Below are 23,919 nucleotides of genomic sequence, written 5' to 3'. Positions count from 1 at the left end.
CCGCCGGCAGTCCGAAGTACATGCCAAACCAACGGGGGAGCGGCGGGCGTGCAACGGAGCACGCGGCGCTTCGCATGGCGCTTGTTCGGTGAGTCTGCCTGCTGAAGAAGCCCGCATTTCTTACGGCGTGATCGCCGCACTCCCCTTGTTCGTCCCTGATCGATTCGTCATCGCGGGGAAGTCTGAGGGGAAAACATGATGCGAAGTCAGGTACGTCCGAGTCTACGGAACACCGATATCGATCTGTCGCAATTCCGGTGCTTCATAGCGGTGGTGGATGCCGGAAGTTTCACCGGCGCGGCCCAGCAGCTGCAAGTGACCCAGCCCACTGTCTCCCGTGCCGTCCAGCGTCTGGAAGCCGCGCTCAATGTGCGGCTGTTAGACCGCTCCACCCGTCATCTCAGCCTCACCCCCGAAGGCCGGGCGTTCCATACGGACCTGCGGGAAGCGTATGCCCAGCTGGACCAGGCGATCGACCGGCTCCAGTCGTCGTCTTCCCTGCGGGTCGGTTTCTGCTGGCTGATGCCCGAACAATTCTCCCGCTTCATCCGGCGGTTCACGGAAGAAGCGGGAATCGACTGCGAATTCCTGCGCGACGACACCACCGCGGCCGGTCTGCACCGCGGACACACCGATGTCGCCCTCCTGCGCGGCATCCCCGAAGGCGTACCCCTCACCACGATCCCTCTCTGGCAGGAGCGGCGGGTGGCAGCCGTCTCCCGGAGCTCGCCCCTGGCCCGGCGCGAGCACGTGGACTGGGCCGAACTCGCCGACTGGCCACTGGTCATGAACACCGTGAGCGGAACCACCTCGCCGGAGCTCTGGCCGGCGGGACACCGCCCCCGGACCTCCGTCACCTGCAGCAACTTCGACGAATGGCTCGAAGCGGTGGCGGCGGACCAGGGCATGGGCACCGTGCCCGAGCTGGCGTCCCGGCGCACCAGCCACCCCTCCGTCGTCTACGTGCCGCTGCGCGACGCCCCCACGGTCCAGGTGTCCTTGGCGCTGCCCGAACGCAGCGCGCACCCCTTGGCCGAGCCGCTGGTGGCCGCTGTCATGCGGGAGTTCTGCTGAGGGAACTCCACCGCACATCCGCCGCCACCCGGATGCGTACGCCGATCGGGTGCCGCGCGGAATGATCCGGTCCCGTCACGCGTTGTGACGAGCATGAAGGCGATCATTGCGAACAGCTACGGCGACCCCGACCAGCTCACCTACACCGACCAGCCCGACCCCAAGGTGCCGCCGGACTCGGTGCTGGTGCGGGTGAAGGCCGTCGGGGTCAATCCCGTCGACTGGAAGGTGCTGGCGGGCTATCTGGACCCGGTGATGCACGTCAACTTCCCGCTGATCCCCGGCTGGGACGTGGCCGGAGTGGTCGAGGCGGTCGGCTTGGACGCACCCGAGTTCGCGGTCGGCGACGAGGTGATCGGGTACGTCCGCAAGGACGAGGTGCAGCACGGCACGTTCGCCGAGCTGGTCTCCGCCCCGGTGCGCACACTGGCGCGCAAGCCCGCCGCGCTGAGCTGGCAGCAGGCCGCCGGGCTGCCGCTCGCCGGACTCACCGCGTACCAGGCGCTCGACCGGCTCGGCGTGACCAGGGGCGAGACCGTCCTGGTGCACGCCGCGTCGGGCGGCGTCGGGTCGCTCGGCGTGCAGATCGCGGTCGCCCGCGGCGCCCGCGTCATCGGTACGGCCAGCGAGCGCAACCACGACTTCCTGCGCTCCCTCGGTGCCGAGCCGGTGACGTACGGCGACGGCCTGGCCGGTCGGGTGCGGGAACTGTCCCCCGACGGGGTGGACGCGGCCCTGGACTTCGTGGGCAACGGCGTCATCGACGTCTCGCAGGAACTGCTGCGGGACTCCTCCCGGGTCGCCTCCATCGCCGACGGCGACGTGGAGAAGAAGGGCGGGCACATGGTGTGGGTGCGGCCGGACAGCGCCGGTCTGGCAGCGCTGGCGGACCTCGCCGACGCCGGGAAGCTCACCGTGCACGTCGACACGGTCCTGCCGCTGTCCGAGGCGGCGGAGGCGTTCCGCCGCAGCCAGGAGAGCCGCACCCGCGGGAAGATCGTCCTGGAGGTCTCCTGACCGGCGCCGGCCGGGCCGCGTGCGGTCAGGGGGCGCCGTGCGGCCAGCCGGGGGAGCGGCCGAGGAGCGACAGCAACCGGGCCCGGACGGTGACGTCCGGGCCCAGTTCGGGCAGCGCGAACCGGCGCTCCGGCACGCCCGGTTCGGCGAACGCGGCCACCACCTCGCGCGCCGAGGCGGCGAACGCGGCACCGGGCGCCCCGCCCACCGGCCGTGGTGCGAAGTCGGCCACCGAGGTGACCCGACCGCGTGCGGCGGCGGCGAAGCCGTGATTCCGGCCCGTCATGTGGGCCGGCAGCTGACCGAGGTTCCACGCCGCGCACGGGGTGGGCCGGGCGAACTGCCCGGGACCGGCCTGCTCCACGACGCCGGTCACGATGTCCATGACGGCCCGGTGCCGCGGGTGTAAGCCGCCGGGCATCAGGCCGCCTTCCGGTCGACGTACTCGAAGACCGAGCCGTCCGGGTGGCGGGCGACGAGGTTGCGGCCGATCGGGGTCGGCAGCGGGCCCGCGATGATCTGCGCGCCGACCGCCGTCAGGTCGGCCACCGCGTCGTCCACGTCCTTGACGGCCAGGGTCGCGGTGATCTTGCGGAGCACCGACAACTGCGCCTCCGGACCGCTCATCAGGAAGAAGCAGCCCACGGCCGCGACCGAGACGCCGCCGTGCTCGAAGCGCATCGCCTCGGCGCCGGTCAGCCGTTCGTACACACCGATCGCCGCGTCGAGGTCGGTCACACACACCCGCAGCGAGGTCCCCAGAATGTCCATGGGACGAGCGTAGTTGGGGTGCCTTGCCGTACGCGATCAGTTGGTTGATTCCGTGTGGGGCCTGGGGCAGGGGGCCGGGGTTGGCCCCCTGCTCACCCGCTCAACCGGGCACCCGCTCACCCGGTCATCGACAGGCCGTCGTCCGCGCCGCCGCGGGAGAGGACCACCTCGCGTACGGCGTCCCGCGCCCGCGCGTGGGCGGAGCCGCGGGCCGCGGCGGCGGTCAGCGGGACGACGCGGAAAGCGTTGCCGACATCGGTGAGTTGCGGGGTGAACTCCGCCTTGGCGACCGTCCAGCGCCGTCCTGCCGCGGCGGGCGGCGCGAAGGTGAACCGGGCCATCGAGCTCTGGTTGCCGCGCGAATCGACCGCGCCCTGCGGGTTGTACATGTAGCCGGCGAGCTGGTCGCCCATGCCGTAGACGACCCAGGTGCCGTTGACCTTCTCGTACGCCTGCGGGACGTGGGCGTGGGTGCCGAGGATCAGGTCGATGTCGGGGCGGCCGCCGGTGCGGGCGGCGGTGAGGTCCTGGGCCAGGGTGTGCTGCTGCTCGTCGGGGTCCTGCTGCCATTCGGTTCCCCAGTGGAGGCTGACCACCACCACGTCGGCGCCCGCGCGGCGGGCGGCCCGTGCGTCGGCGAGGATCCTGTCCCGGTCGATGAGGTTGACCGACCAGGGCTGCCCTTCGGGCACGGCGATGCCGTTGGTGCCGTACGTGTACGCGAGCTGTGCGACCTTCGCCGGGCCCGCCTTGAGGAGGGTGGGGCGGGCGGCCTCGTCGGCGGTACGGGCCGAGCCGGCGTGCCGTACACCGGCCGCGTCCAGGGCGTCGAGGGTGCGCCGTACCCCGGCGGCGCCGTCGTCCAGGGTGTGGTTGGAGGCGGTGGAGCACGAGTCGTAGCCGGTGGCCCGGAGGGCGGCGGCGACCTGCGGCGGCGAGGTGAACGCCGGGTAGCCGGTGAAGGGGCCGCCGTCCGGGCCGTACACCGTCTCCATGTGGCAGATCGCCAGGTCGGCGCCGGACACCAGGGGCCGGACGCCGGAGAGCATGGGGCCGAAGTCGTGGCCGCGGCCGTGCGCGTCCTTGCGGGCCTGCTCGATTATCTCGGTGTGCGGGAGGACGTCGCCGGTGGCCAGGAGGGTGAAGCCGCCGGACGCCGCGGCTCGGGCGGGCTGCCCCGACGTGGCGCCGTGGCGCCCGGCGGCGGGCTGCTGGGGACCGCAGCCCGCCGCCAGGAGCGCCAGCACTGCCAGGGCGGCCGGTCCGTGCGTTCTTCTCACGGATCCTTCATACCGCCTGGAATGAGATAGTTCGTGCCGGTTGTGGCGGTCGGGTCAGACCCGGCAGAGGGCCTCGCCGTGCAACACGCCGAACCAGGCGTCCTCCCGGGCGCCCCACTCCCGCCAGGCACCGGCTATCCGGTGCAGCCCGGCCTCGGCGGCGTGGCCGCCCTCCACCGCCAGCCGGGCGTACGAGGAGGCCACCGTCCGGTCCGCCCACAAGCCGCTCCACCAGGCGCGTTCCTCCGCGGTCGCATAGCTCCACGCGGCGGCCGTCGAGGTGATCGCGGCGTCGGCGAATCCGGCCTCGCGTGCCCAGGCGCGCAGGCGCCGCCCCGCGTCCGGCTCACCGCCGTTGGCGCGGGCCACCCGGTGGTAGAGGTCCAGCCAGTCGTCCATGCCCTCCACCGCCGGGTACCAGGTCATGGCCGCGTAGTCCGCGTCCCGTACGGCCACGATGCCGCCCGGCCTGGTCACGCGCCGCATCTCGCGCAGTGCCCGCACCGGGTCGCCCACGTGCTGGAGGACCTGGTGGGCGTGTGTGACGCAGAAGGAGTCGTCCGGGAAGTCCAGTGCGTGGACATCGCCGGTCACGAAGCGGACGTTGTCCTGGCCGCGCGCCCCGGCGGTGGCCCGCGCCTGCTCCAGCACGTCCGGCGCGTGCTCCAGCCCGGTCACCCGGCCGTCCGGCACCAGCGCGGCGAGGTCGGCCGTGATGGTGCCGGGTCCGCAGCCGATGTCCAGGATCTCCATGTGCGGTTCGAGCGCGTCCAGCAGGTACGCCGCCGAGTTGGCTGCGGTGCGCCAGGTGTGCGAGCGCAGGACGGACTCGTGGTGGCCGTGGGTGTACACGGCGGACTCGCGGTGGACGGCGGGCCCGTGGTGGCCCTCGGCGTGGACGGTGGACTCGTGCGGCATGGCGGACGGCTCCTTCGCGCTCCCCGGACGGCAGGTGTGGTCACCGTACGTCGGAAGACCGCATCATGAGAACGCCGTCTCGCTATTCGGGCAGCAGGCGGTAGACGGTCAGCGCCTCGTTCTCCTTGCAGATCGTCAACTCGCCCGCAGCCGGACCCACTTCACCGTCGTACGCGAGTACGCTGCCGTCCGCCAGGCCACCCAGCCGCACCGAACGCATCCGGGACTCGCTCAGGACGGGGGAGTGCCGCAGCGCCCCCGTCAGGGCCGCGGTCAGCAGCCGTGTACGGGCCAGCCGGCCGCCGTGCACCACGCGTACGTCCAGCACGCCGTCCGCCAGGTCGTGCCGGCGCACCGGCGCCAGGCCCAGCCCGCGGTAAGCGCAGTTGCCCGCGAACAGCAGCCACAGCTCCCGCCGCTTCCCGTTGACCTCGACCGTCACCGGGTCGGCCGTGCGCAGCACCTTCCACGCGGCCAGCACCCCGGCCGGCCAGGCCCCGATCCGGCCCGCCCACTCCTCCCGTACGCGCACCAGCTCCGGATACGCGCCGATGGAGAAGGTGTTGAGGAAATAGGTGGGGTCCTCGCCGGGCGCGGTGCGGAACCCGGCCAGGTCCACCGCGACCGCCTCACCGCTCTCCACCGCCCGCGCGGCGTCCCCGAGCGTCTCGATGCCCAGGTCGTACGCGAAGTGGTTGCGGGTACCGCCGGGCAGCACCGCCAGCGGCAGACCGTGCCGTACGGCGACCGCCGCCGCGGCGCAGACCGTGCCGTCACCGCCCAGCACCCCCAGCGCGCCGCCCGCCTGCGCGGCCTGCTCGGCGGCCTCCTCCAGCGCCTTGTCCATCGGCGGGGACTCCGGGTCGCCGCACAGCACCACCTCCGCCTCCGGGAGGACACCGCGCACCTCCTGCACCCGGTCGGGGCGCGGGCCGGTGCGCTGCCCGGACGCGTGGTTGGCCACCACGAACAGCCCGCGGCCCTTCGGCAGCGAGGGCGCGTCGGCCGCCGGGCGCGCCGGGGGCGCCAGCTGCGCCCGGGTCGGCGCGAGCCCGCGCACCGCGAGGGCCGCGCCCACGCCGAGCGCGGCACCCGCCAGTACGTCGCCGGGGTAGTGGACGCCCGTGTAGACGCGGGAGAACGCAACGGAGGCGGCGACCGGCGCCAGCGCCAGCCCCCACCATTTGTTCTCGAACGCGACGCCCGTGGCGAAGGCCGCGGCCGAGGCCGCGTGGCCGGACGGGAAGGACGTGGTGAAAGGCTGCCGGTTCAGCTGCCGTATGACCGGCACGGCGTCCAGCAGCGGCCGGTTGCGCCGGACCGAGCGCTTGCCCAGGGTGTTGACCATCGCCGACGCCGTCGCCAGCGAGGCCACCCCGCGCAGCGCGGCCCGCCGCATCGGCCGCCCGCCGAGGGCGGCCGCGCCCGCCGCGATCCCCATCCACAGCAGCCCGTGGTCGGCGGTGCGCGTCAGCCGTGGCAGCACGCGCTGCGCGCCCGGCCAGTGCCGTGACGCGACGCTGTCGAAAATCTCGCGGTCCCAGGTGCTCAGCAGCTTTCGCATGGGCCACCTGTACCCCGAAGAAGGGGGCACATACAGCAGCCCCACGGTTCCCCGCGTCGTCCGTTTCATCTGCAACCGGCTCCTGTCGAGTGGAAACGGGTGAATCGGTCGAAAATGACCGGTCGAGGCCCGGGATCTCGGGCGCACACCGGAATCTCGGGCGCACATCGGGCCCTCAGGCGCACATCGGGCCCTCAGGCGTACATCGGGCCCTCAGACGTACCCGGGACCCGCGATCCCGGTATCCGGCCAGCTGTCCGGGGCGGCCCGGCTGATGTCCGCGAGCGCCGAGTCCGGGTCCTGCGCGCGCGCCAGGTCACCGATGCTGACCACCCCCACCGGCGTCCCGTTCTCGACCACCGGCAGTCGCCGCACCGCGTTCGTGCGCATCAGCGTGACCGCCTCGCTGATGTGATCGTCGGGGCCGACGCAGACCGGCTCGGGGGTGCACACCGAGCGGCAGGACACGGCGAGCGGATCGACCCCGTCGGCCACCGCCCGCAACGTGATGTCGCGGTCGGTCACCACCCCCAGCAGCACACCGTCCTGCGTCACCAGGACGTCTCCGATGTCCTGCGCGCGCATCAGCTGCGCGGCCTCGACGAGCGAGGCGTCCGGCAGGACGGCCGCGACGTCCGGGGTCATGACGTCCCTTACGAACTGTGCCATTGCTGTTCGCCTTCTCTCGGTCGGGCCGGCGGGCGGCAGGAGGGGGTCCGCGGGGGACGGCCGGGCGGCCCGGGGCACGAGGGCGCCCCGGGGCCCGTCACCCCGGGGCGTCGTCCGCGGGCGCGCCGGTGACGCCGGGCACGCCGAGGGGGCGCCGGTCGCCGCGCAGAGCCGGAGCGGTCCTCGTACGATCGAAGGAGGCGACCGGGCGGACCGGGTGGTCCGAGGTGCCGGAACGGCCCACGGAGCCGGGGCCCGGCCTGGTAGTGAGTGGGGTGAGGAATCCGAGTTCCATGCCTGCCTCCGGGGCTCGCTCCGGGCCTGCCGCCGGACATGTCCGGGGGGTCGTGCCAGCGGGTACCCGAAGGGACGCACCCGACACGGAGGGAGAAACCCCGATGCCGTCCCACGACACGCCCACGGACTCCCCGCAGCCCATGGAGACGCAATCCGCCACACCGGGCTCCGCCACACCGGGAGTCCCGCCCGCCCGGCTCGACGAGCAGCAGCTGTTGCGCGAGCTGGAAACCATCCACCGCACCCGGCACGACACCCTGCTGCACGGCTCCACCGACGCGCTCGCCACCCACAACGCGCGCATGGCGGAACTGGAAGGCGAGTACCTGCGCCGCCACCCGCGCCGCTGGGTCGCCTCGGGCCGCACCCGCTCCGGAGCCCGCGCCCGCACCGGCTGATCCGGAGCCCGCGCCCGCAGCGGCTGAACGCCCCGCGACACCGGTCGGCGACCTCGCGATGTTTGGCCGCGCGCGGTCCTGGTAACCCGGCTGTCCGGCCGAGCGGCCACGGAGAAGGTCCCGGGAACGGCGCGGGGCAAGGCCGGTGGGGAGGAGTGTCCGGGCGCGGGATGTGGGGTCCCGCGCCCGGACCTCCGTGCGGCCCTCCGCGCGGCAGCGGAAGCGGCAGCGGTACGAGTGCCCGGGACGGTCCCGCCCGGGGAGCCGGACCCGGTGCGGCAACACGACGCGAGATCCCGCCCATTGGAGCGGCTTGTAAGCTGCGCGCACTGGAATGATGTTCGGCTGTCAGGGGGTTGGGCGGATGCTGATCGAGGTTGCCGGGGTGCGTGTGCCGGTGGGGCGGGCGGCGGAGGCGGCGCGGCTGGTGAGTGAGGAATACGCCGACGCGGCGCTGTACCACCACTCCGTGCGGTCGTACTTCTTCGGTGCGGCCTGGGCGGAGGCGCGTGGCCTCGACTTCGACCGCGAGCTGTTCTTCGTCTCGGCGCTGCTGCACGACCTGGCTCTCGTGCCGCCCTTCGACAGCCACACGCTTCCCTTCGAAGAGGCCGGCGGTCACCTGGCCCGGGTCTTCACCGCCGGTCTCGGCTGGCCGGCCGAGCGACGTGACCGGGCGGCCGAGCTGATCGTGCTGCACATGCGGGACGACGTCGCGCCGGAAGTGGACGTGGAGAGCAGGCTGTTGCAGGTGGGGACCAGCGCGGATGTGTCGGGGGCGGGTCTGGAGGCCTTCGACCCGTCTTTCAGGGACGCGCTCGTCGGGGCGTACCCCCGGCTGGGCTTCGCCAAGTCCTTCGTGCGCCTGTTCGAGGAGCAGGCGGAGCGCAAGCCGGGGTGCGCCGCGGCGGGTCTGGTGGCGGGGGACTGGGCGGAACGGACGGTGTCCCATCCGCTCGATCAGGGCTGAGGGTCTCGCGCGCCCGGGTCTCCCGCTCCGCACCGGTTGTCCGCCGCTTCACAGGACCCGGTACGGAGTCGCCTCCTCGTGGCGGAATTCCAGGCCGTGGCCCGGGAGCTGTTTCGCGCCGGGATGGACCGTGCCGCCGGACGGGTCGAGGCCGCCGTCGAAGAACATCGACTCGATGCGTACGTGGTCGTGGAACCACTCGATGTGCCGCAGGTTCGGTACGCACGCGGCCGGGTGGGCGTGGACGTGCGGGGCGCAGTGGGCGGAGACCTCCAGGCCGTGCGCTTCGGCGAGGGCCGCGGCGCGCAGCCAGACCGTCAGGCCGCCGCACCGGGTGGCGTCGACCTGGAGGCAGTCCACGACCGGGGCCATCCGCGCGAAGTACGGCAGGTCGTAGCCGTACTCGCCGGCCGTCACGTCGCACACCACCAGGTCGCGGACGACCCGCAGGCCCTCCAGGTCGTCCGAGGAGACCGGTTCCTCGAACCAGCCCACGCCCTGGTCGGCCAGCGCCCGGCCGACCCGGACGGCCTGCTTGCGGGTGTAGGCGCCGTTGGCGTCCACGTACAGTTCGGCGCGCGGCCCGATGGCCGTACGGGCGTTGCGCACGCGGGACAGGTCGCGTTCGACGGCGTGGCCCCACTCCTCACCGATCTTGATCTTGACGCGTTCGATGCCCTGGCCGTGCACCCAGCCGTTCAACTGCGTCGCCAGATGGGTGTCGTGGTAGGTGGTGAACCCGCCCGAGCCGTAGACCGGCACCGCACTCCGCACGGCGCCGATCAGATGCAGCAGCGGCAGTTCCAGCAGCCGCGCCTTGAGGTCCCACAGGGCGATGTCCACCGCGGACAGCGCGCAGGCGACCAGCCCGGGGCGGCCGGCGTTGCGCACCGCCCGGCTCATGGCCTCGTAGGCGCCCTGGACGTCCAGTACGGACCGGCCGAGGACCGGACGGGTGAGCAGGTCGCGTACGACCGATCCGGTGTCGGCGGCGGCGTAGGTCCAGCCGAGGCCGGTGGTCGTACCGGACCGGGCCTCGACGACGATGACGGTGGTGGTGTCCCAGGCGAGCGTGCCGTCGGCTTCGGGCGCGTCGGTGGGGACGGTGTAGGCGGTGACGTCCAGCCGCTCGACTCTCATGGTGATGGAGGGCTCCTCTTCGGTCTCGATGGGGAACCGGGTCCGGTACGCATGTCCTGCCCCTCCCGCCGCCGCTCCTGACCGGTTCATGACTGGTGGTCAGCGGACCGTCCCGCACGGGTTACCTGACCCACGGGCCGGAAACCTCCCGCACCGGAGCCCGCGGCGGCCGATTCGGCGGGCGGCGCGTTTACCGGCACCGGCTACGGGCACGCGATCCCTGTGCTTCGGACCGGAGGCACGCCCGTGGGAGCGAAACCGCTCTGCGAGCGTGCTCTCCGGCTGCGCTCCCGCGGAAGGACCCCAGTCCACCGATCAGGGAGCCGAGACCATGCCCTCTGTACGCACACGTACACCGCACCTCCAGAGCACCAAGAGCACCCCGGGCACCCAGCGCGGCCGGCCCGCCGAACGCCCGCTGGGCACGCGCCGCACCCAGAAGAAGCACCCGCACGACGACGCGCCGGACACCGGCGCGGACTTCCGCACGCTGATGGCACTGCCCGACGGGCCGGAGCGGGACGCCCTGCGCCAGAGCATCGTCTGCGCCTGGCTCCCGATGGCCGAGCGCCTCGCGCGGCAGTTCCGCAACCGCGGCGAGACCACCGAGGACCTGACGCAGGTCGCCTCGCTCGGCCTGGTCAAGGCCGTCGACCGGTACGACCCGGACCGCGGCTGCGCCTTCGAGAGCTTCGCCGTGCCGACCATCGTCGGCGAGGTCAAGCGGCACTTCCGCGACCACATGTGGGGCCTGCACGTGCCCCGCCGCGTCCAGGAACTGCGCAACCGCGTCCGCACGGCCACCCTGGAGCTCACCCACGCCCCGGACGACCACCGCCCGGCCGCCCGGGACATCGCCCGCCACACCGGCATGACACTGGAAGAGGTGCTGCTCGGCATGGAGGCGCTGGAGAGCTACTCGACGCTCTCCCTGGACGCCGAACTGCCCGGCGCCGACGACGGGTACTCCCTCGTCGACACCCTCGGCGGCCCGGAGCCCGGCTTCGACCTCGTCGTCGACCGCGAGGCGGTCCGGCCCAAGCTGCAAAGCCTCCCCGAGCGCGAACGGCAGATCCTCTACCTGCGATTCTTCTGCGACATGACGCAGAGCCGGATCGCCGACCGGCTCGGCATCTCGCAGATGCACGTCTCCCGGCTCATCAACCGCACCTGCACCCGGCTGTGCGACCAGGTGGGCGAACGCGAAGCGGCCTGAGGGCCGCGCTCAGGGACGCCTGAGGACCGCGCTCAAGGACGCCTGGCGGCCGCGCTCAAGGACGCAGCGCGCGCCCCAGGTGGCGGGCCATCCGGTCGACGGCGCCCGCCTCGGCCATGCTGAACGCCCGCCGCCCGCCCGTGCGCAACAGCGTCAGGACGCCCCGCACGGGCCCCGCCGTCGCCCGCAGCGGCACGCACAGAAACGACGTCACCTCGGCGCGGGCCAGAATCGGCGCCCCAGCGGCGTCGTGGCCGAACGCGCCGAGGTCCTCCGGGCGCACCTGGAGGTTGGCGTTGCCCGCGCGGGCCGCCTCGACGACGACGGGGCAGTCCTTCGGGAGCTGCGCGGCCAGCGTGGCCGTCAAGGTGTCCGAGGGGGGCGGGGCGCCGGTGCGGCCCGCGCCCGCCGGAGCGTCCGCGCCGTACGCCTCGTCCCCGGTGTACGGCGCGGGCGGCCCGGCCCTCTCGGCCCCGTACACCGCCACCCGCACCAGCGGGCCTCCGCCGCGGGTCACCAGGTCGGCCGTCACCCAGTCGGCGAAGCGCCCGCGCAGCACCCGGCAGGCCCGGTCCAGTACGGCGGTGGGCTCCCGCGGCGACTCCAGGAGCGCCATGGTCATGTCGTCGAGGAGGTCCATCAGTTCGGCGTTGCGGGTGACCTCGGACAGACCGGGCCGCGGGGTGCCTGCCCGGCCCGTGTCCGCCGTGCGTTCCGCGGCGCCCGGCCGGTCCGCCGCCATCGCCTCCGGGCCGGTGAGGAAGACCGTGAGCACGGACGTGCCCGGCTCGCCCTGGGGCCGCAGCGCCGTCATCGTGGCCCGCAGCGACTCGCCCGCCCGCCGGGCCCCGTCCGGCGGCGGCAGCAGCCGCACCACCAGGCTGCGGTCACCCTCGTTGCGGGAGACCGCGGCCACCTGGGAGCGGAAGGCGGCCCGCTCCTCGGGGGCGAGCGAGGCGGTCAGCGGGCGGCCCGCCGCGTACCCGGCGCGCATGCCGAACAGCCGGGTACCGGCGAAGTTCAGCCGCCGTATCACCGCGTCCGGGCCCAGCAGCGCCACCGCGAACGGCATCCGCTGGAACAGCGCGCGCAGCAGCTGCTGTTCCTCGGCGGCGCGGCGGGCACCGTTGTCCCGTTCCGCCGGCAGGCCCCGTTCCAGGCGGGGCAGCAGCACGTCCACGACGTGCTGGAGTTCGAAGAGAGCGGCGTCCAGGACGGACAGCCGCTCGGTGGAGGGCAGGGCGCGGGCGGCGCGCAGCTCTTCGACTCGTCTGCGGAAATCCGCGAGTTCCGCAGCAACGCGCTCGACCTCGGCCATGCCCTCACGCTAACCGGTGCGCCACCGGACCGTACCCCGGTGGCGGCAAGCCGACCGGCCGCCGTCCCCGGGCACCCGAACTCGACGTGAAACAGGCGTTTTTGACCGCCCGCACCGGGCAGCCGACTCAGTGCGGGGTCCATTGACTACCCGTCTACGGACCCGAAGGGACTGACCACACAGTGGACGCAACCACGCCGACCCGCACCCTCTTCGAGACCGGGGCGTCCGACCTTGCGGAGGGGTCGCCCGTCCGCAGCCTCGCCCACCTCGCCGAACAGGCCGCCTGGTGCACCCCGGACAGCTGCGGCGCCGCGGCGACCGTGAGCACCGGCCAGGGCATCGCCGACGTACCGACCGCGGTGACCCATCCCGACCTGTCCGCCCTGGTCAGCGTGCAGTGGGAGTCCGGTGAGGGCCCCATCCCCGCGGCCCTGGACACCGGCCGGGCCACCGGCGCCGACGACCTGCTGCACGAGAGCCGCTGGCCCGAGTACCGGGCCAAGGCCCTGGAGGCCGGAGTACGCTCCAGCGCCACCCTCCCGTACCGCCGGGACGGCATCACCCTCACCATCACCGTCTACGGCTTCCGGCCGGGGCTGAAGGTCGAGAAGGGCTGTACGGCGACGGACGTGCTGGGCGAGCTGGCCGCGACCGGGCTGGCCCGGGAGCGCCGCTACCGTGACGCGCTCGTCGAGGTGGACCAGCTCGACACCGCCCTGCGCACCCGGCCGGTGGTCGACCAGGCATGCGGCATCCTCATGTACGTGCTGGGGTGCGACGCGGACACGGCCTTCGACACGCTGCGCCGGCTGTCCCAGCGCACCAACCGCAAACTGTCCGATCTCGCCGGCGCCCTGGTCCGTACCCGCGGGCACGGACTGGAGGCGGAGCTGCGGAGCCTGGGCGACAAGGCCCGGCGCGGCACCCGCGCGGCCGCCCCGGGCAACGGGGCGGACCCCGGACACGCCGCCGCGCCGGACGCCGGCTCCACCCCGTAGGGCGGCCGGAACCTTCGTAGGGCGGTCGGCCCTCCGTAGGACCGCCTGAACCCCCGTAGGACCGCCGGGGCCCCCTAGGACGGCCGGAACCGCTTCCGCCCCGGGCCCCGCACCCGGTTCCCGCCGCGCCCGGACACCGCCTCTCAGCCGACCGGTGACGTGTCGCCCCGCCTCCCGGCCCCCGCGATCTGCAAAGGTGGTCGGGGCCCGCACTCATGTGATGGGCCCACGATCGACCTGCCGCGGAGTGTGGAGGTACGGATGCAGCGGACGGCCCCGGATCCGGATCCGGTCCCGGAGCCGGATCCCCCGGCGGGGCTGCCGGTCCTCCCGCACCTCGCCGCGCACCTCGCCGCCGCCGCGGGCCGCACGGACCCCGAGCCGCCCGGCGGCTCCCGGCCGCTGCGCGCCGCCGCCTGCGACTACTGGGGGCGCCGCGGCCTGTGGACCGCGCCGGAACGGGTGCTCGCCGCGCCGGGCGCGCCCGCCCTGCTCCTCGCGCTGCTCGCCGCGGCCGGCGGTGACGTGCTGCTGCCGCGCCCCGCCGCCCAGTGGTACGCGCCGGCCGCCGGGCTGCTCGGCCGGGAGGTGCACCGGGTCCCCGTACCGGCCGAATCCGGCGGCATCCCGGACGCGTTCGCGCTGCTGGAGGCCGTACGCCGGGCCCGGCTGACCGGCGAAGGGCCGCGGGTCCTGCTGGTCTCCGTCGCCGACGACCCCAGCGGCACCTGCCCGCCGCCCGAACTGGTGCACGAGGTGTGCGAGGCGGCCGCGGCGTACGGACTGTGGGTCGTCAGCGACGAAACCGGCCGCGACCTGCTGCACGACCCGCACGACACGGTCGTCCTGAGCCCGGCCGAGATGCTGCCGGACGACGTCGTCGTCCTGGCCGACCTGCGGGCCACGCTGGTGCCCGCCTCCTGGCCCGCCGCACTGGCCCGGTTCCCGGACACCGAGCGCGGCGCCGCGCTGCGCGCCGCGACCCTGGAACGGCTCGAAGCGCTGCGCACCCCGGTGGCCGGGCCGGTCGCCTCCGCCGCCACCCACGCCCTCACCGAACCGGAACCCGTACGCGCCCGCACCGCCGCCGCTGCCCGGGTGCACGGCACGCTCGCCGGGGCGCTGCACCACACCCTCACCGCGGCAGGCGCCGTCTGCCGGCCGCCGCACGCAGGCAGCCACCTCTACGCCGACTTCGACCCGCTGCGCCCCGCACTGGCCGCCCGGGGCGTCACCGCACCGACCCACCTGGAAACCGCCCTCGCGCACTGGGCGGCGCGCGGCGGGCACCGGTTCGGCGACGATCCGCGCGCGCTGCGCGTACGGCTGAGCACCGAAGTACTGCTCGGCCCCGACGCCGGACACCGGCAGCAGATCCTCGAAGCTCCCGATCCGCTGCGACTGCCCCATGTGGCCGAGGCGTTGAGCGCCCTGTCCGCCACGCTCGCCGCGCTCACGGACACCGGCTCCCCGTAGCCGCCCGCCCTTCCGCTCCTGCCTCTCTCCCTCTCCCTATCCCGCTCTCTCTCCCTCTTCCTTCCCCGGCTACCGTCCCGCCGGCCCCCGCCCCTCCGGTCCTCGTCCACGGCCTCCGCCCGTACCCCGGTGGCCGCACCGACCGGCATCACGACCGGCACCACGACCGGTCATGCCCACCGAATGGAGCCCCTCGATGACCGAACAGACCGAACGTTCCCTCACCGAGCCTCTCCCACCGGCCGCCGGTCCCCACCAGGCCGCCGGTCCCCACCAGGCCGCCGGTCCCCACCCGGCCGGCGTCACCCCCGCGCCGGTCCGCCCGCTGCGCGAGGTCCGCACCTGGCCCCGCGACTTCACCGACCGGCTCACCGCGCCCCTGCCCGGGGTACGCGCCCTGGCCCGCATCGCCCGCGAAGGCAAACTGCGGCCGTCCGCACAGGCCCTCCTCGACATCCCCGACCTCCCGTTCGAGCCGGGCCCGATGCCGCGGCCCGGCCCCCGGGACATCGCCGTCACCTGGGCGGGCCACGCGAGCTGGGTGCTGCGCATCGGCGGCCTGACCGTGCTGACCGACCCGGTGTGGTCCCGCAAGATCCTCGGCACCCCGCCCCGCGTCACCCCGGTCGGCGTCCGCTGGCAGGACCTGCCGCCCGTCGACGCGGTCGTCATCAGCCACAACCACTACGACCACCTGGACGCCCCCACCCTCAAGCGGCTGCCGCCGCACACCCCGCTCCTGGTGCCCGCCGGCCTCGCCCGCTGGGCCCGCCGACGCCGCTTCACCGACGTCACCGACCTGGACTGGTGGGAAGCCGTCGAACTGCCCGGACCCGCCGGACCGGTCCGCTTCGACTTCGTCCCCGCCCACCACTGGAGCAAGCGCACACTGACCGACACCTGCCGCTCCCTGTGGGGCGGCTGGGTGCTGACGGCGCCGGACGGGCGGCGGGTGTACTTCGCGGGCGACACCGGCTACGGCCACTGGTTCGAGGAGATCGGCGCCCGGTACCCGGGCATCGACCTGGCGCTGCTGCCGATCGGCGCGTACGACCCGCGCTGGATGCTGCGCCCGGTGCACACCGACCCCGAGGAAGCGGTCCGCGCCTGCCAGGACCTGGGCGCCCGCGCGATGGCCCCGATGCACTGGTCGACGTTCCTGCTGTCGGCCGAAGCCCCCCTGGAGCCGCTGCACCGCGTACGCACCGCCTGGGAGGCCGCCGGGCGCCCACGCGACGATCTGTGGGACCTCGCGGTGGGCGCGTCGCGCGTTTTGGAGGGCGCTCCGGTGGGCGGGAATGCGCCGACCGAGGGGTGACGGACTTCCGAGGGCGGGGGAGAGGACGGCGGGTGGCGTACGGCCGTTCAGGAGGCCTTGCCGTGCCGCAGCCGCCGCCACGCCGCCGGTGCTGCGCTGAGCGCCAGCGTCAGGCCGATCGCCGCGGCCACGCCCTGCCACGGTTTGCTGAACAGGGAACCGCCCAGCAGGCCGATGAGCTGGTACGTCACCGCCCAGGCCAGACAGGCCGGCAGGTCGCCGCGGGCGAAGCGCCGCAGCGGCATCCGGGACAGCAGGCACGCCAGCATCACCGGTATCCGCCCGGCGGGCACCAGCCGCGACAGCACGAGCACCAGCACCCCGTGCTCGCGCAGCTTGGTCTGCGCCTGTGCCAGCCGCTCCGGCGCCGCGCGGTCGCGCAGTCGCTCCAGCCAGCGCGACCCGTTGCGGGACCGTACGCCGCGCTGTCCGAGCCAGTACAGCCCCAGATCGCCGAGGAAGGCGGCGAGCGCGGCCACTCCGAAGACGACCAGCAGGGCCCACGGCGATCTCTGGTGGAAGGCCACCACCGCGGCCGAGCTGACCACCGCACCCGTCGGCACCACCGGCACCAGCGACCCCAGGACCACCAGCAGGAACAGCGACGGGTAGCCCACCACCTGCTGCGTCGATTCGGGCGGCACGCTGCCCGCCAGCCCGCCGATCACCGCGCGCCCGCCAGCCGTACGCACTCGCCGTGCGCGAGCCGGTGCACCGCCACCCGGGGTGCCAGCCGCCCGGCCTGCCGCGCGAACTCGTCACCGGGGGAGTGGAACTCGTGCGGGCGCACCGCGTCCAGGCCGATCGGCCAGTACGTGCCGTAGTGCACCGGGACCGCGCTGGCCGGTGCCAGCCGGGCCGCCGCCTCGGCCGCCCGCCGTGCGTCCAGATGCCCGTGGCCGAGGAACGGCCCCCAGCCGCCCACCGGCAGCAGCGCCACATCGCAGGCGCCGACCTCCTCGGCCATCGTGTCGAAGAGCCCGGTGTCGCCCGCGAAATACGTCGACGCCGCGCCGTGCACCACATAGCCGAGCGCCGGGACCCGGTGCGGGCCGTACGGCAGCCGGCGCCCGTCGTGCGCCGCGTGCACCGCGCGGACGGTCACCTCGCCGGGGCCGCACCCGTTCGCCCGCGCGGCGCGGACCGTGACCGTGTCGCCGGGCCGCAGCTCGGTGACCGGCAGCCCGCGCGCCGCCGCCACCCGCCGCAGCCCCGGCACCGCGGCGAGGGCGCCGTACGGCACCATCACCCGGGTGCCCGGCGCGAGGCGGGCCAGCGAGGCCGGGTGCAGGTGGTCGGCGTGCAGGTGGGAGACGAGCACGGCGTCGGCGCGGGCCGCGGCCGGTGGCGGGAGCGCGCCCCGGCGGCGCCGCAGATGCGCCAGCCGCCGGGTGAACAGCGGGTCCGTCAGTACCCGTACGCCCGAGTCGGCGACCGTAACGGTGGCATGTCCCCACCAGGTGACCTCCACCGCCACGATGACCTCCCGTCCGGATACGACGTGCAGTGCGCCGGGCCGCACGGCTCGCGTCCGCCGTGCGTCCCACCCCCCCGATCCTGCCTCATCGCGCCCCGGAACCGGCCGGGCCGGGCCGTGTCCGCCGGTCAGGCCGGGCCGTGATCGCCGGTGGCGCGGCTCCTCGGCAGGACCCCGGCCCGCGACCGCTCCCCGGCCCTCCGGACGAAGATCGCGTGCAGGTCCCGCGCCGCCCGGGGCACCGAGCCCGCGCGGCGGCGCTGGATGACCATGCGGACCTCGGTGGCGTCGTCCGCCAGCGGGCGGCAGGTGATCGCGCCGCTGCGCTCCAGCGGGTCGCCGAGCACGCTGTAATCGGGCAGCACGGTGGCGCCGAGCCCCTCGGCCACCATCAGCTTGCCCATCTCCGCGCCGTCGGTGGAGTACGAGAAGGACGGTGCGCGGCCCCTGAGCAGCCGGTGGACGTAACGGTGCATGACGTACCCGGACCGCATCACGATCAGCGGCTCGGCCAGCAGATCGGCGACGGTGACCGCCGGGAGCGCGGCCAGCGGGCTGTCCGGGCGCACACAGACGACCGGGCGCCCGCGCAGCAGCTCGGTGGTGTGCAGATCGGGCGGCAGGTCGTCGCCCCGCAGGTAGTTGACCAGCCCGAGGTCGAACCCGCCCTCGGCGAGACCCTGCTGGATGGCGTCCTGCTGCGCCGCGACCACCTCCATCTGCGTCAGCGGATGGGCGGCGCGGAACTCGCGGACGGCCGGTACCAGCAGCGGGACGGTGGCGGCGTTGACCGTGCCCAGCCGCACCATCCGGCTGACGTGGTGCTGGTCGTCGGCCGCCCGCCGCAGCCGGTCGACCGCGTCCAGCACCCCGGCGATGTGCGGCAGCAGCTCCCGCCCCTCGGCGCTGATCTTCGCTCCGGACCGCTTGCGTTCCAGCAGCTCCACCCCCAGCTCCCGTTCCAGATTGCGGACCGTCTCGCTCAGCGCGGGCTGCGACAGGTGCAGTTCCTCCGCCGCGCGGCGCAGCGATCCGAGCCGGGTGACCGCCGCCAGGTATTCCAGCTGTTCCATGCGCACGGTGGTGTGCCTCCAACCGATACCGGGGGCCGGTGAATTCACCGGCGGAATTCATCGGCCGATGGGGTGGTGGAAGGGGGACCCTATCACCACCTCGCGGATGCCTTGTCGACCTGCGGCGGCTGCCTGGGTAAACTCCCGGAGAGGCGGGAAACGGACGGCCGGTCGCGGCCGTACCGCCGAATTGTTGCGGGGAGGTGACGTGTTGATGAAGAAATCCGGGCAGCTCACTCAACGGCGTCATGTGGACCTCGTACGTGTCTCCAGCGCCCTGTGTCGGCGCTCCGGCCGGTAGCGGCGCCATCGGTCCGCCTTTTTCCGGCGTTCTTCCGGCGTTCTTCCGGCGAGCCGGTTGATCCGCACTCCGGATCCTTGCTCATTCACGCCGCTTTTCTCCTTCCGGTACCTCCGGTTCAGGTACCTCCGGAAATGCCGCTGGCTGCGTGATTCGCGCATCCGTCATTTCTGCGCGTGCAGGCCGGTACCGCATTCCCCCTTTGTTCTCCAGGGCCGGTTCCGCGCCCGTGACCGTGTACCGCCGCGGCCACGCGCCGCCACGCCCTTCCAGACCCACCGGGAGCACCCAATGCCCGCACCGCCCCCCGCCGCCGCCCCGCTCCGCTTCGCCTACTGGGTGCCGAACGTCAGCGGCGGCCTGGTCACCAGCACCATCGAGCAGCGCACCGACTGGGGTTACGACTACAACCGCGACCTCGCCGTCCTGGCGGAGAACAGCGGCTTCGACTACGCGCTCACCCAGGTCCGCTACATGGCCGGCTACGGCGCCGAGTACCAGCACGAGTCCACCTCGTTCAGCCTCGCCCTGCTGCTCGCCACCGAGCGCCTGAAGGTCATCGCCGCCGTCCACCCCGGCCTCTGGCACCCCGGCGTACTGGCCAAACTGGGGGCCACGGCGGACCAGCTGTCCGGCGGCCGGTTCGCGGTCAACGTCGTCAGCGGCTGGTTCAAGGGCGAGTTCACCGCGCTCGGCGAGCCCTGGCTGGAGCACGACGAACGCTACCGGCGGGCCGAGGAGTTCATCACCGCGCTGCGGAGCATCTGGACCGAGGACCACGTCCGGCTGGCGGGCGACTTCTACCGCATCCGCGACTTCTCGCTCAAGCCCAAGCCGCTGAACACCCCGCCGCGCCCGCACCCGGAGATCTTCCAGGGCGGCAACTCCACCGCCGCCCGCGCCATGGCCGGACGGGTCTCCGACTGGTACTTCAGCAACGGCAAGGACTTCGACGGCGTCACCGAACAGCTCACCGACGTCCGGGCCTCGGCGGCGGCCGCCGGGCGGCCCGCGCCGCGCTTCGGCCTCAACGGATTCCTGATCGCCCGGGACACCGAGGCGGAGGCCCGCGAGGTGCTGCGGGAGATCGTCGCCAAGGCGGACACCGAGGCCGTGCACGGCTTCTCGCATGCCGTCACCCAGGCGGGCCGGTCCACGGGCGACGGCAAGGGCATGTGGCAGGACTCGTCGTTCGAGGACCTCGTCCTGTACAACGACGGGTTCCGTACGGGGCTGATCGGCACCCCGGAACAGATCGCCGAGCGCATCGTCGCGTACAAGCGCCTCGGCGTGGACCTCTTCCTGCTCGGTTTCCTGCACTACCTGGAGGAGGTCGAGTACTTCGGCAAGCGCGTACTGCCGCTCGTACGCGAACTGGAGGCCCAACTGCCCGACGCGCCACGGCCCTCCGCCGCCCTCGCCTGACCGGCCCCGCACCGCGCGCCCACCCCGCACCGCGCACCCGCCCCGCACCCACCGACGCACGAAGGAGAGACCCATGAGTGCCGTAGCACCCACCACCTGGCAGTCGCGTCCCGCGCCCGCCGGCGTACGCGAGTGGACCGCCCGCGCCGCCGAGGTCGCCGCGATCCTCGCCACCGACGCCGCCGCCCGCGACCGGGCCGGCGCCACCCCCTACGCCGAGGTGCGGCTCCTGAAGGACGCCGGCCTGGTCACCCTGCTCGGCCCGGCCGCACACGGCGGCGGCGGCCAGGACTGGACCACCGCCTACCAGGTCGTACGCGAGGTCGCCAAGGCGGACGGCTCGATCGCCCAGCTGCTCGGCTACCACTACCTGTGGAACTGGGCGGCCCGGCTGGTCGGCACCCGCGAGCAGTGGGAACACGTCGAGGCGGAGGCGGCCCGCGGCCGGTGGTTCTTCGGCGGCGCCGTCAACCCGCGCGACGCCGACGTGGCCGTACGGGACGAAGGCGACACGCTGGCCTTCAGCGGCCGCAAGTCCTTCTCCACCGGGAGCAAGGTCTCCGACGTCACCGTGCTCGAAGGCGTCCTGGAAGGCACCGAGAACCACGTCTTCGCCATCGTCCCCTCGGACAGCGAGGGCCTCGCCTTCCACGACGACTGGGACAACATCGGCCAGCGGCTCACCGAGAGCGGCGGCGTCACCCTCGACAACGTCCGCGTCGGCTGGGCAGCCGCGGCGGGCTACGTCGGCAAGACCTTCCAGCCGCGCGTCTACAACACCCTCAACGTCCCCACCATCCAGCTGGTGTTCGTCAACTTCTACCTGGGCATCGCCGCCGGCGCCCTGGAGACGGCGGCGGGCTACACCCGCAACACCACCCGGCCCTGGCTGCACGGCGGACACGACCGGGCCGTCGACGAGCCGTACGTGATCGACATCTACGGAGACCTGACCACCCGCCTGTGGGCGGCCCAGGCCCTCGCCGACCGGGTCGCCGAGGAGGGACAGCGGCTGCACGACGACCCCGACGCGGTCACCGAGCAGGACCGCGGCGAGTTCGAGGTACGGGTCGCCGCCGCCAAGGCGCACGCCACCGACGTGGCCCTGGACACCGCCAACCGGATCTTCGAGGCCACCGGCGCCCGGTCCACCGCCACCGCGGAGGGCCTGGACCGCTTCTGGCGCAACATCCGTACCCACACCCTCCACGACCCCGTGGCCTACAAGCGCCGCGAAGTCGGCCGCTATGTCCTCACCGGCGAACTGCCCACCCCCACCTGGTACTCCTGACCGCTCCCCGCCCGCTCCCCGCCCGCTCCTCACCCCTCCCCATCCGCTGCCGCCTTCGCTGCCGCCGACCGTTCCACCCGAGGTGACCCGCCATGCCCACCGTCCTGTCCGTCTCCGGAAGCCCCTCCGCCGCCTCCCGCACCGCCCGCCTGCTGCGCCACCTGGACACCAGGCTCACCGCCGAAGGCCACCGCGTCATCGAGCTCGACGTCCGTACGCTGTCCGCCGAAGCCCTGCTCGGCGCCGACTTCCAGCACCCCGACATCGTCCGTGCCACCCGGCTGTTCGCGCAGGCCGACGGAGTGGTCATCGGCACGCCCGTCTACAAGGCCGCCTATTCGGGGCTCCTGAAGTCGCTGCTCGACCTGCTGCCCCAGTACGCGCTGGCGGGCAAGACCGTGCTGCCGCTGGCCACCGGCGGCACCACCGCCCACGTCCTGGCCATCGACTACGCCCTGCGGCCGGTGCTCTCCTCCATGGGCGCCGCGCACATCGTCCAGGGCTGGTTCGTCCTGGACCGGCACCTCGACGTACGGGAGGACGGCGCGCTCGCCATCGAGACCGGCACCGCCGAGGCCCTCCACCAGGTCCTCGACCAGTTCTCCGGCGCCCTCGGCCGCGCCCCGCTGCTCGCCGCCGCGGGCTGAACCGCCGCCACGAGAGGAGCGATCGTGACCACTTCCCTGCCCACCGCCCCGGCCCCGCCACCGGCCGGCGGAGCGGCACACGTCATCGCCGACGACGCCGAGGCGCTCGCGGTGGCGGCCGCGCTGGCCGACGCCTTTCGTTCCGGCGCGGCGGAACGGGACGCGCTGCGCCGCCTGCCGCGCGACGAACTCGCCCGGCTCTCGGCGAGCGGCCTCCTCGGCATCACCGTGCCGCGCGGGCACGGCGGCGCCGGTGTCACGGCCGGGACCCTGGCCGAGGTCTTCCGGCTGCTGGCCACCGCCGACCCCAGCCTCGCCCAGATCCCGCAGAGCCACTTCGTGTACGTGAACGTGCTGCTGGCCCAGGGGAGTTCCCGCCAGCAGGAGTTCTTCTTCCGCGAGGTGCTGGCCGGGCGCCGCTTCGGCAACGCGCAGTCCGAGGCGGGCACCCGGCACGTACAGGACATCCGCACCCGCCTGGAACCGGCCGGTGACCACCACCTGCTGACCGGGGTCAAGCACTACTCCACCGGCGCCCTGTTCGCCGACTGGATCCCGGTGCTGGCCCGCGCCGACGACGACCGGCTGTACGTCGCGTACGTACCGCGTGACGCGCCCGGCGTCACGGTCGCCGACGACTGGGACGGCATGGGCCAGCGCACCACCGCCAGCGGTACGGTGCGCCTGGAGGCCGTCGCCGTACCGGCCGACCGTGTCGTACCGCACCACCTCACCTTCGAGGGGCCGCAACTGCACGGCGCGGTCGCCCAGTTGCTGCACACCGCCATCGATGCGGGCATCGCCAGGGGAGCGCTCGCCGAAGCGGCCGGATTCGTCCGGACGAAGAGCCGGCCGTGGTTCGAGAGCGGCTTCGACACGGCCGCCGAGGACCCGCTGCTCGTCCAGCGCTTCGGCGAACTGGAACTCCGGGTCCGGGCCGCGCACGCCCTCCTGGAAGCCGCGGCCCGCGCCGTGGACACCGCCACCGCCGCCCTCACCGACGACACCGCCGCCGAAGCGTCGGTCGCGGTCGCCGCGGCGAAGGCGTACGCGGGGGAGGCGGCGGTGGAGACCGGCAGCGCGCTGTTCGAAGTGGCCGGCACCCGGTCCGCGCTGGACGGGCTCAACTTGCACCGCCATTGGCGCGACGCACGGACCCACACGCTGCACGACCCGGCGCGCTGGAAGGTGCAGCACCTCGGCCGGTACGTACTCAACGGGATCCGGCCGCCCCGGCACGGCCTCCTCTGACCGCGGGACCGCCCGCGCCGCCCCTCC

At 73.9% G+C, this 23,919-nt stretch carries 25 protein-coding genes; 13 read left to right on the top strand and 12 right to left on the bottom strand.

Features of this window, described 5'->3' with window-relative positions:
- Positions 1-195 precede the first annotated feature (195 nt).
- Together A6A06_RS25005 and A6A06_RS25000 are read left to right on the top strand one after the other, a co-directional pair.
- Positions 196-1,074, top strand: a complete 879-nt coding sequence (locus A6A06_RS25005; protein ID WP_073763573.1) for a LysR substrate-binding domain-containing protein — start codon at positions 196-198, stop codon at positions 1,072-1,074.
- Positions 1,075-1,167: 93 nt separating this feature from the next.
- Positions 1,168-2,091 carry an NADP-dependent oxidoreductase gene (locus A6A06_RS25000; protein ID WP_073763572.1) on the top strand — a complete coding sequence of 308 codons (924 nt, stop codon included), beginning with the start codon at positions 1,168-1,170 and terminating at the stop codon, positions 2,089-2,091.
- A gap of 25 nt (positions 2,092-2,116) precedes the next feature.
- Here A6A06_RS25000 and A6A06_RS24995 read toward each other — a convergent pair whose 3' ends face one another.
- The 7 genes from A6A06_RS24995 to A6A06_RS24965 form a co-directional block, all read right to left on the bottom strand.
- Positions 2,117-2,476 carry a maleylpyruvate isomerase N-terminal domain-containing protein gene (locus A6A06_RS24995; RefSeq protein ID WP_199931127.1) on the bottom strand — a complete coding sequence of 120 codons (360 nt, stop codon included), beginning with the start codon at positions 2,474-2,476 and terminating at the stop codon, positions 2,117-2,119.
- Positions 2,477-2,511: 35 nt separating this feature from the next.
- On the bottom strand, positions 2,512-2,862 hold the full coding sequence (locus A6A06_RS24990) for a VOC family protein (RefSeq protein WP_073763570.1): 351 nt from the start codon (positions 2,860-2,862) through the stop codon (positions 2,512-2,514).
- Between the two features lie 116 nt (positions 2,863-2,978).
- Complete coding sequence (locus A6A06_RS24985) at positions 2,979-4,142, bottom strand: CapA family protein (RefSeq protein ID WP_073763569.1); 1,164 nt, start codon at positions 4,140-4,142, stop codon at positions 2,979-2,981.
- A gap of 54 nt (positions 4,143-4,196) precedes the next feature.
- Positions 4,197-5,060, bottom strand: a complete 864-nt coding sequence (locus tag A6A06_RS24980; protein WP_073763568.1) for a class I SAM-dependent methyltransferase — start codon at positions 5,058-5,060, stop codon at positions 4,197-4,199.
- 82 nt (positions 5,061-5,142) lie between these two features.
- Positions 5,143-6,624, bottom strand: a complete 1,482-nt coding sequence (locus A6A06_RS24975; protein WP_079194315.1) for a bifunctional phosphatase PAP2/diacylglycerol kinase family protein — start codon at positions 6,622-6,624, stop codon at positions 5,143-5,145.
- Positions 6,625-6,837: 213 nt separating this feature from the next.
- A complete protein-coding gene (locus A6A06_RS24970) occupies positions 6,838-7,293 on the bottom strand; it encodes a CBS domain-containing protein (protein ID WP_073763566.1) in 456 nt (151 codons plus the stop codon).
- A gap of 97 nt (positions 7,294-7,390) precedes the next feature.
- On the bottom strand, positions 7,391-7,588 hold the full coding sequence (locus A6A06_RS24965; RefSeq protein WP_073763565.1) for a hypothetical protein: 198 nt from the start codon (positions 7,586-7,588) through the stop codon (positions 7,391-7,393).
- Between the two features lie 142 nt (positions 7,589-7,730).
- On the opposite strand from A6A06_RS24965, the gene A6A06_RS24960 reads away from it, so the two are divergent.
- Both A6A06_RS24960 and A6A06_RS24955 read left to right on the top strand, forming a co-directional pair.
- A complete protein-coding gene (locus A6A06_RS24960) occupies positions 7,731-7,988 on the top strand; it encodes a DUF6158 family protein (RefSeq protein WP_073764567.1) in 258 nt (85 codons plus the stop codon).
- Between the two features lie 364 nt (positions 7,989-8,352).
- Positions 8,353-8,958 (top strand): HD domain-containing protein, encoded by a 606-nt coding sequence (locus tag A6A06_RS24955; RefSeq protein WP_242440929.1) that lies wholly within the window; start codon positions 8,353-8,355, stop codon positions 8,956-8,958.
- A 48-nt stretch (positions 8,959-9,006) separates the two neighbouring features.
- Here A6A06_RS24955 and A6A06_RS24950 read toward each other — a convergent pair whose 3' ends face one another.
- Positions 9,007-10,098, bottom strand: a complete 1,092-nt coding sequence (locus A6A06_RS24950) for an enolase C-terminal domain-like protein (protein WP_073763564.1) — start codon at positions 10,096-10,098, stop codon at positions 9,007-9,009.
- 331 nt (positions 10,099-10,429) lie between these two features.
- Between A6A06_RS24950 and A6A06_RS24945 the strand changes: the two genes are divergently transcribed.
- Entirely contained in the window at positions 10,430-11,314 is an 885-nt protein-coding gene (locus A6A06_RS24945; protein WP_242440928.1) for a SigB/SigF/SigG family RNA polymerase sigma factor, read from the top strand.
- 55 nt (positions 11,315-11,369) lie between these two features.
- Here A6A06_RS24945 and A6A06_RS24940 read toward each other — a convergent pair whose 3' ends face one another.
- Positions 11,370-12,632: a PAS domain-containing protein gene (locus tag A6A06_RS24940; protein ID WP_073763563.1), complete on the bottom strand. Its 1,263-nt coding sequence runs from the start codon at positions 12,630-12,632 to the stop codon at positions 11,370-11,372.
- A 182-nt stretch (positions 12,633-12,814) separates the two neighbouring features.
- Here A6A06_RS24940 and A6A06_RS24935 point away from each other — a divergent pair, with 182 nt between their 5' ends.
- The 3 genes from A6A06_RS24935 (at position 12,815) to A6A06_RS24925 (ending at position 16,427) form a co-directional block, all read left to right on the top strand.
- Positions 12,815-13,633: an ANTAR domain-containing response regulator gene (locus A6A06_RS24935; protein ID WP_073763562.1), complete on the top strand. Its 819-nt coding sequence runs from the start codon at positions 12,815-12,817 to the stop codon at positions 13,631-13,633.
- A 261-nt stretch (positions 13,634-13,894) separates the two neighbouring features.
- The gene (locus A6A06_RS24930) at positions 13,895-15,109 is read left to right on the top strand and encodes an aminotransferase class I/II-fold pyridoxal phosphate-dependent enzyme (protein ID WP_073763561.1); all 1,215 of its coding nucleotides are present in this window, start codon (positions 13,895-13,897) and stop codon (positions 15,107-15,109) included.
- Positions 15,110-15,305: 196 nt separating this feature from the next.
- On the top strand, positions 15,306-16,427 hold the full coding sequence (locus A6A06_RS24925; protein ID WP_073763560.1) for an MBL fold metallo-hydrolase: 1,122 nt from the start codon (positions 15,306-15,308) through the stop codon (positions 16,425-16,427).
- A 47-nt stretch (positions 16,428-16,474) separates the two neighbouring features.
- Here the strand turns inward: A6A06_RS24925 and A6A06_RS24920 are convergent, their stop codons facing one another.
- From A6A06_RS24920 to A6A06_RS24910, 3 genes are all read right to left on the bottom strand, one after another.
- Entirely contained in the window at positions 16,475-17,119 is a 645-nt protein-coding gene (locus tag A6A06_RS24920; protein ID WP_242440927.1) for a DedA family protein, read from the bottom strand.
- Complete coding sequence (locus tag A6A06_RS24915) at positions 17,092-17,904, bottom strand: MBL fold metallo-hydrolase (protein WP_073764559.1); 813 nt, start codon at positions 17,902-17,904, stop codon at positions 17,092-17,094. The genes A6A06_RS24920 and A6A06_RS24915 overlap by 28 nt, the downstream gene beginning before the upstream one ends.
- Before the next feature lie 128 nt (positions 17,905-18,032).
- Positions 18,033-18,983 carry a LysR family transcriptional regulator gene (locus tag A6A06_RS24910; RefSeq protein ID WP_073764557.1) on the bottom strand — a complete coding sequence of 317 codons (951 nt, stop codon included), beginning with the start codon at positions 18,981-18,983 and terminating at the stop codon, positions 18,033-18,035.
- Between A6A06_RS24910 and A6A06_RS43995 the strand changes: the two genes are divergently transcribed.
- The 5 genes from A6A06_RS43995 (at position 18,976) to A6A06_RS24890 (ending at position 23,892) form a co-directional block, all read left to right on the top strand.
- On the top strand, positions 18,976-19,278 hold the full coding sequence (locus A6A06_RS43995) for a putative leader peptide (RefSeq protein WP_443333778.1): 303 nt from the start codon (positions 18,976-18,978) through the stop codon (positions 19,276-19,278). The genes A6A06_RS24910 and A6A06_RS43995 overlap by 8 nt on opposite strands.
- A 291-nt stretch (positions 19,279-19,569) precedes the next feature.
- On the top strand, positions 19,570-20,703 hold the full coding sequence (gene sfnG / locus A6A06_RS24905; RefSeq protein ID WP_073763559.1) for a dimethylsulfone monooxygenase SfnG: 1,134 nt from the start codon (positions 19,570-19,572) through the stop codon (positions 20,701-20,703).
- 73 nt (positions 20,704-20,776) lie between these two features.
- Positions 20,777-21,994: an acyl-CoA dehydrogenase family protein gene (locus A6A06_RS24900; RefSeq protein WP_073763558.1), complete on the top strand. Its 1,218-nt coding sequence runs from the start codon at positions 20,777-20,779 to the stop codon at positions 21,992-21,994.
- Positions 21,995-22,086: 92 nt separating this feature from the next.
- Positions 22,087-22,641, top strand: coding sequence for an NADPH-dependent FMN reductase (gene ssuE / locus A6A06_RS24895; protein WP_073763557.1), 555 nt, complete (start codon positions 22,087-22,089; stop codon positions 22,639-22,641).
- 24 nt (positions 22,642-22,665) lie between these two features.
- Positions 22,666-23,892 carry an SfnB family sulfur acquisition oxidoreductase gene (locus tag A6A06_RS24890; protein WP_073763556.1) on the top strand — a complete coding sequence of 409 codons (1,227 nt, stop codon included), beginning with the start codon at positions 22,666-22,668 and terminating at the stop codon, positions 23,890-23,892.
- The last annotated feature ends 27 nt before the right edge of the window (positions 23,893-23,919 follow it).

This window comes from Streptomyces sp. CB02923, from assembly GCF_001905005.1.
Classification (GTDB): domain Bacteria; phylum Actinomycetota; class Actinomycetes; order Streptomycetales; family Streptomycetaceae; genus Streptomyces.
Note: the sequence above shows the minus strand (reverse complement) of the source record. Positions and strands in the feature narration are given on the sequence as shown.

Bases quoted from the DNA above. Each gene is read 5' to 3' on its own strand.
- A6A06_RS24990 (WP_073763570.1), bottom strand. From the start codon at position 2,862: ATGGACATTCTGGGGACCTCGCTGCGGGTGTGTGTGACCGACCTCGAC.
- A6A06_RS24980 (WP_073763568.1), bottom strand. From the start codon at position 5,060: ATGCCGCACGAGTCCACCGTCCACGCCGAGGGCCACCACGGGCCCGCC.
- A6A06_RS24995 (WP_199931127.1), bottom strand. From the start codon at position 2,476: ATGGACATCGTGACCGGCGTCGTGGAGCAGGCCGGTCCCGGGCAGTTC.
- A6A06_RS24925 (WP_073763560.1), top strand. From the start codon at position 15,306: ATGACCGAACAGACCGAACGTTCCCTCACCGAGCCTCTCCCACCGGCC.
- sfnG (WP_073763559.1), top strand. From the start codon at position 19,570: ATGCCCGCACCGCCCCCCGCCGCCGCCCCGCTCCGCTTCGCCTACTGG.
- A6A06_RS24945 (WP_242440928.1), top strand. From the start codon at position 10,430: ATGCCCTCTGTACGCACACGTACACCGCACCTCCAGAGCACCAAGAGC.
- A6A06_RS25005 (WP_073763573.1), top strand. From the start codon at position 196: ATGATGCGAAGTCAGGTACGTCCGAGTCTACGGAACACCGATATCGAT.
- A6A06_RS25000 (WP_073763572.1), top strand. From the start codon at position 1,168: ATGAAGGCGATCATTGCGAACAGCTACGGCGACCCCGACCAGCTCACC.
- A6A06_RS43995 (WP_443333778.1), top strand. From the start codon at position 18,976: ATGCGCACGGTGGTGTGCCTCCAACCGATACCGGGGGCCGGTGAATTC.
- A6A06_RS24970 (WP_073763566.1), bottom strand. From the start codon at position 7,293: ATGGCACAGTTCGTAAGGGACGTCATGACCCCGGACGTCGCGGCCGTC.
- A6A06_RS24950 (WP_073763564.1), bottom strand. From the start codon at position 10,098: ATGAGAGTCGAGCGGCTGGACGTCACCGCCTACACCGTCCCCACCGAC.
- A6A06_RS24960 (WP_073764567.1), top strand. From the start codon at position 7,731: ATGGAGACGCAATCCGCCACACCGGGCTCCGCCACACCGGGAGTCCCG.
- ssuE (WP_073763557.1), top strand. From the start codon at position 22,087: ATGCCCACCGTCCTGTCCGTCTCCGGAAGCCCCTCCGCCGCCTCCCGC.
- A6A06_RS24955 (WP_242440929.1), top strand. From the start codon at position 8,353: ATGCTGATCGAGGTTGCCGGGGTGCGTGTGCCGGTGGGGCGGGCGGCG.
- A6A06_RS24940 (WP_073763563.1), bottom strand. From the start codon at position 12,632: ATGGCCGAGGTCGAGCGCGTTGCTGCGGAACTCGCGGATTTCCGCAGA.
- A6A06_RS24930 (WP_073763561.1), top strand. From the start codon at position 13,895: ATGCAGCGGACGGCCCCGGATCCGGATCCGGTCCCGGAGCCGGATCCC.
- A6A06_RS24975 (WP_079194315.1), bottom strand. From the start codon at position 6,624: ATGCGAAAGCTGCTGAGCACCTGGGACCGCGAGATTTTCGACAGCGTC.
- A6A06_RS24965 (WP_073763565.1), bottom strand. From the start codon at position 7,588: ATGGAACTCGGATTCCTCACCCCACTCACTACCAGGCCGGGCCCCGGC.
- A6A06_RS24900 (WP_073763558.1), top strand. From the start codon at position 20,777: ATGAGTGCCGTAGCACCCACCACCTGGCAGTCGCGTCCCGCGCCCGCC.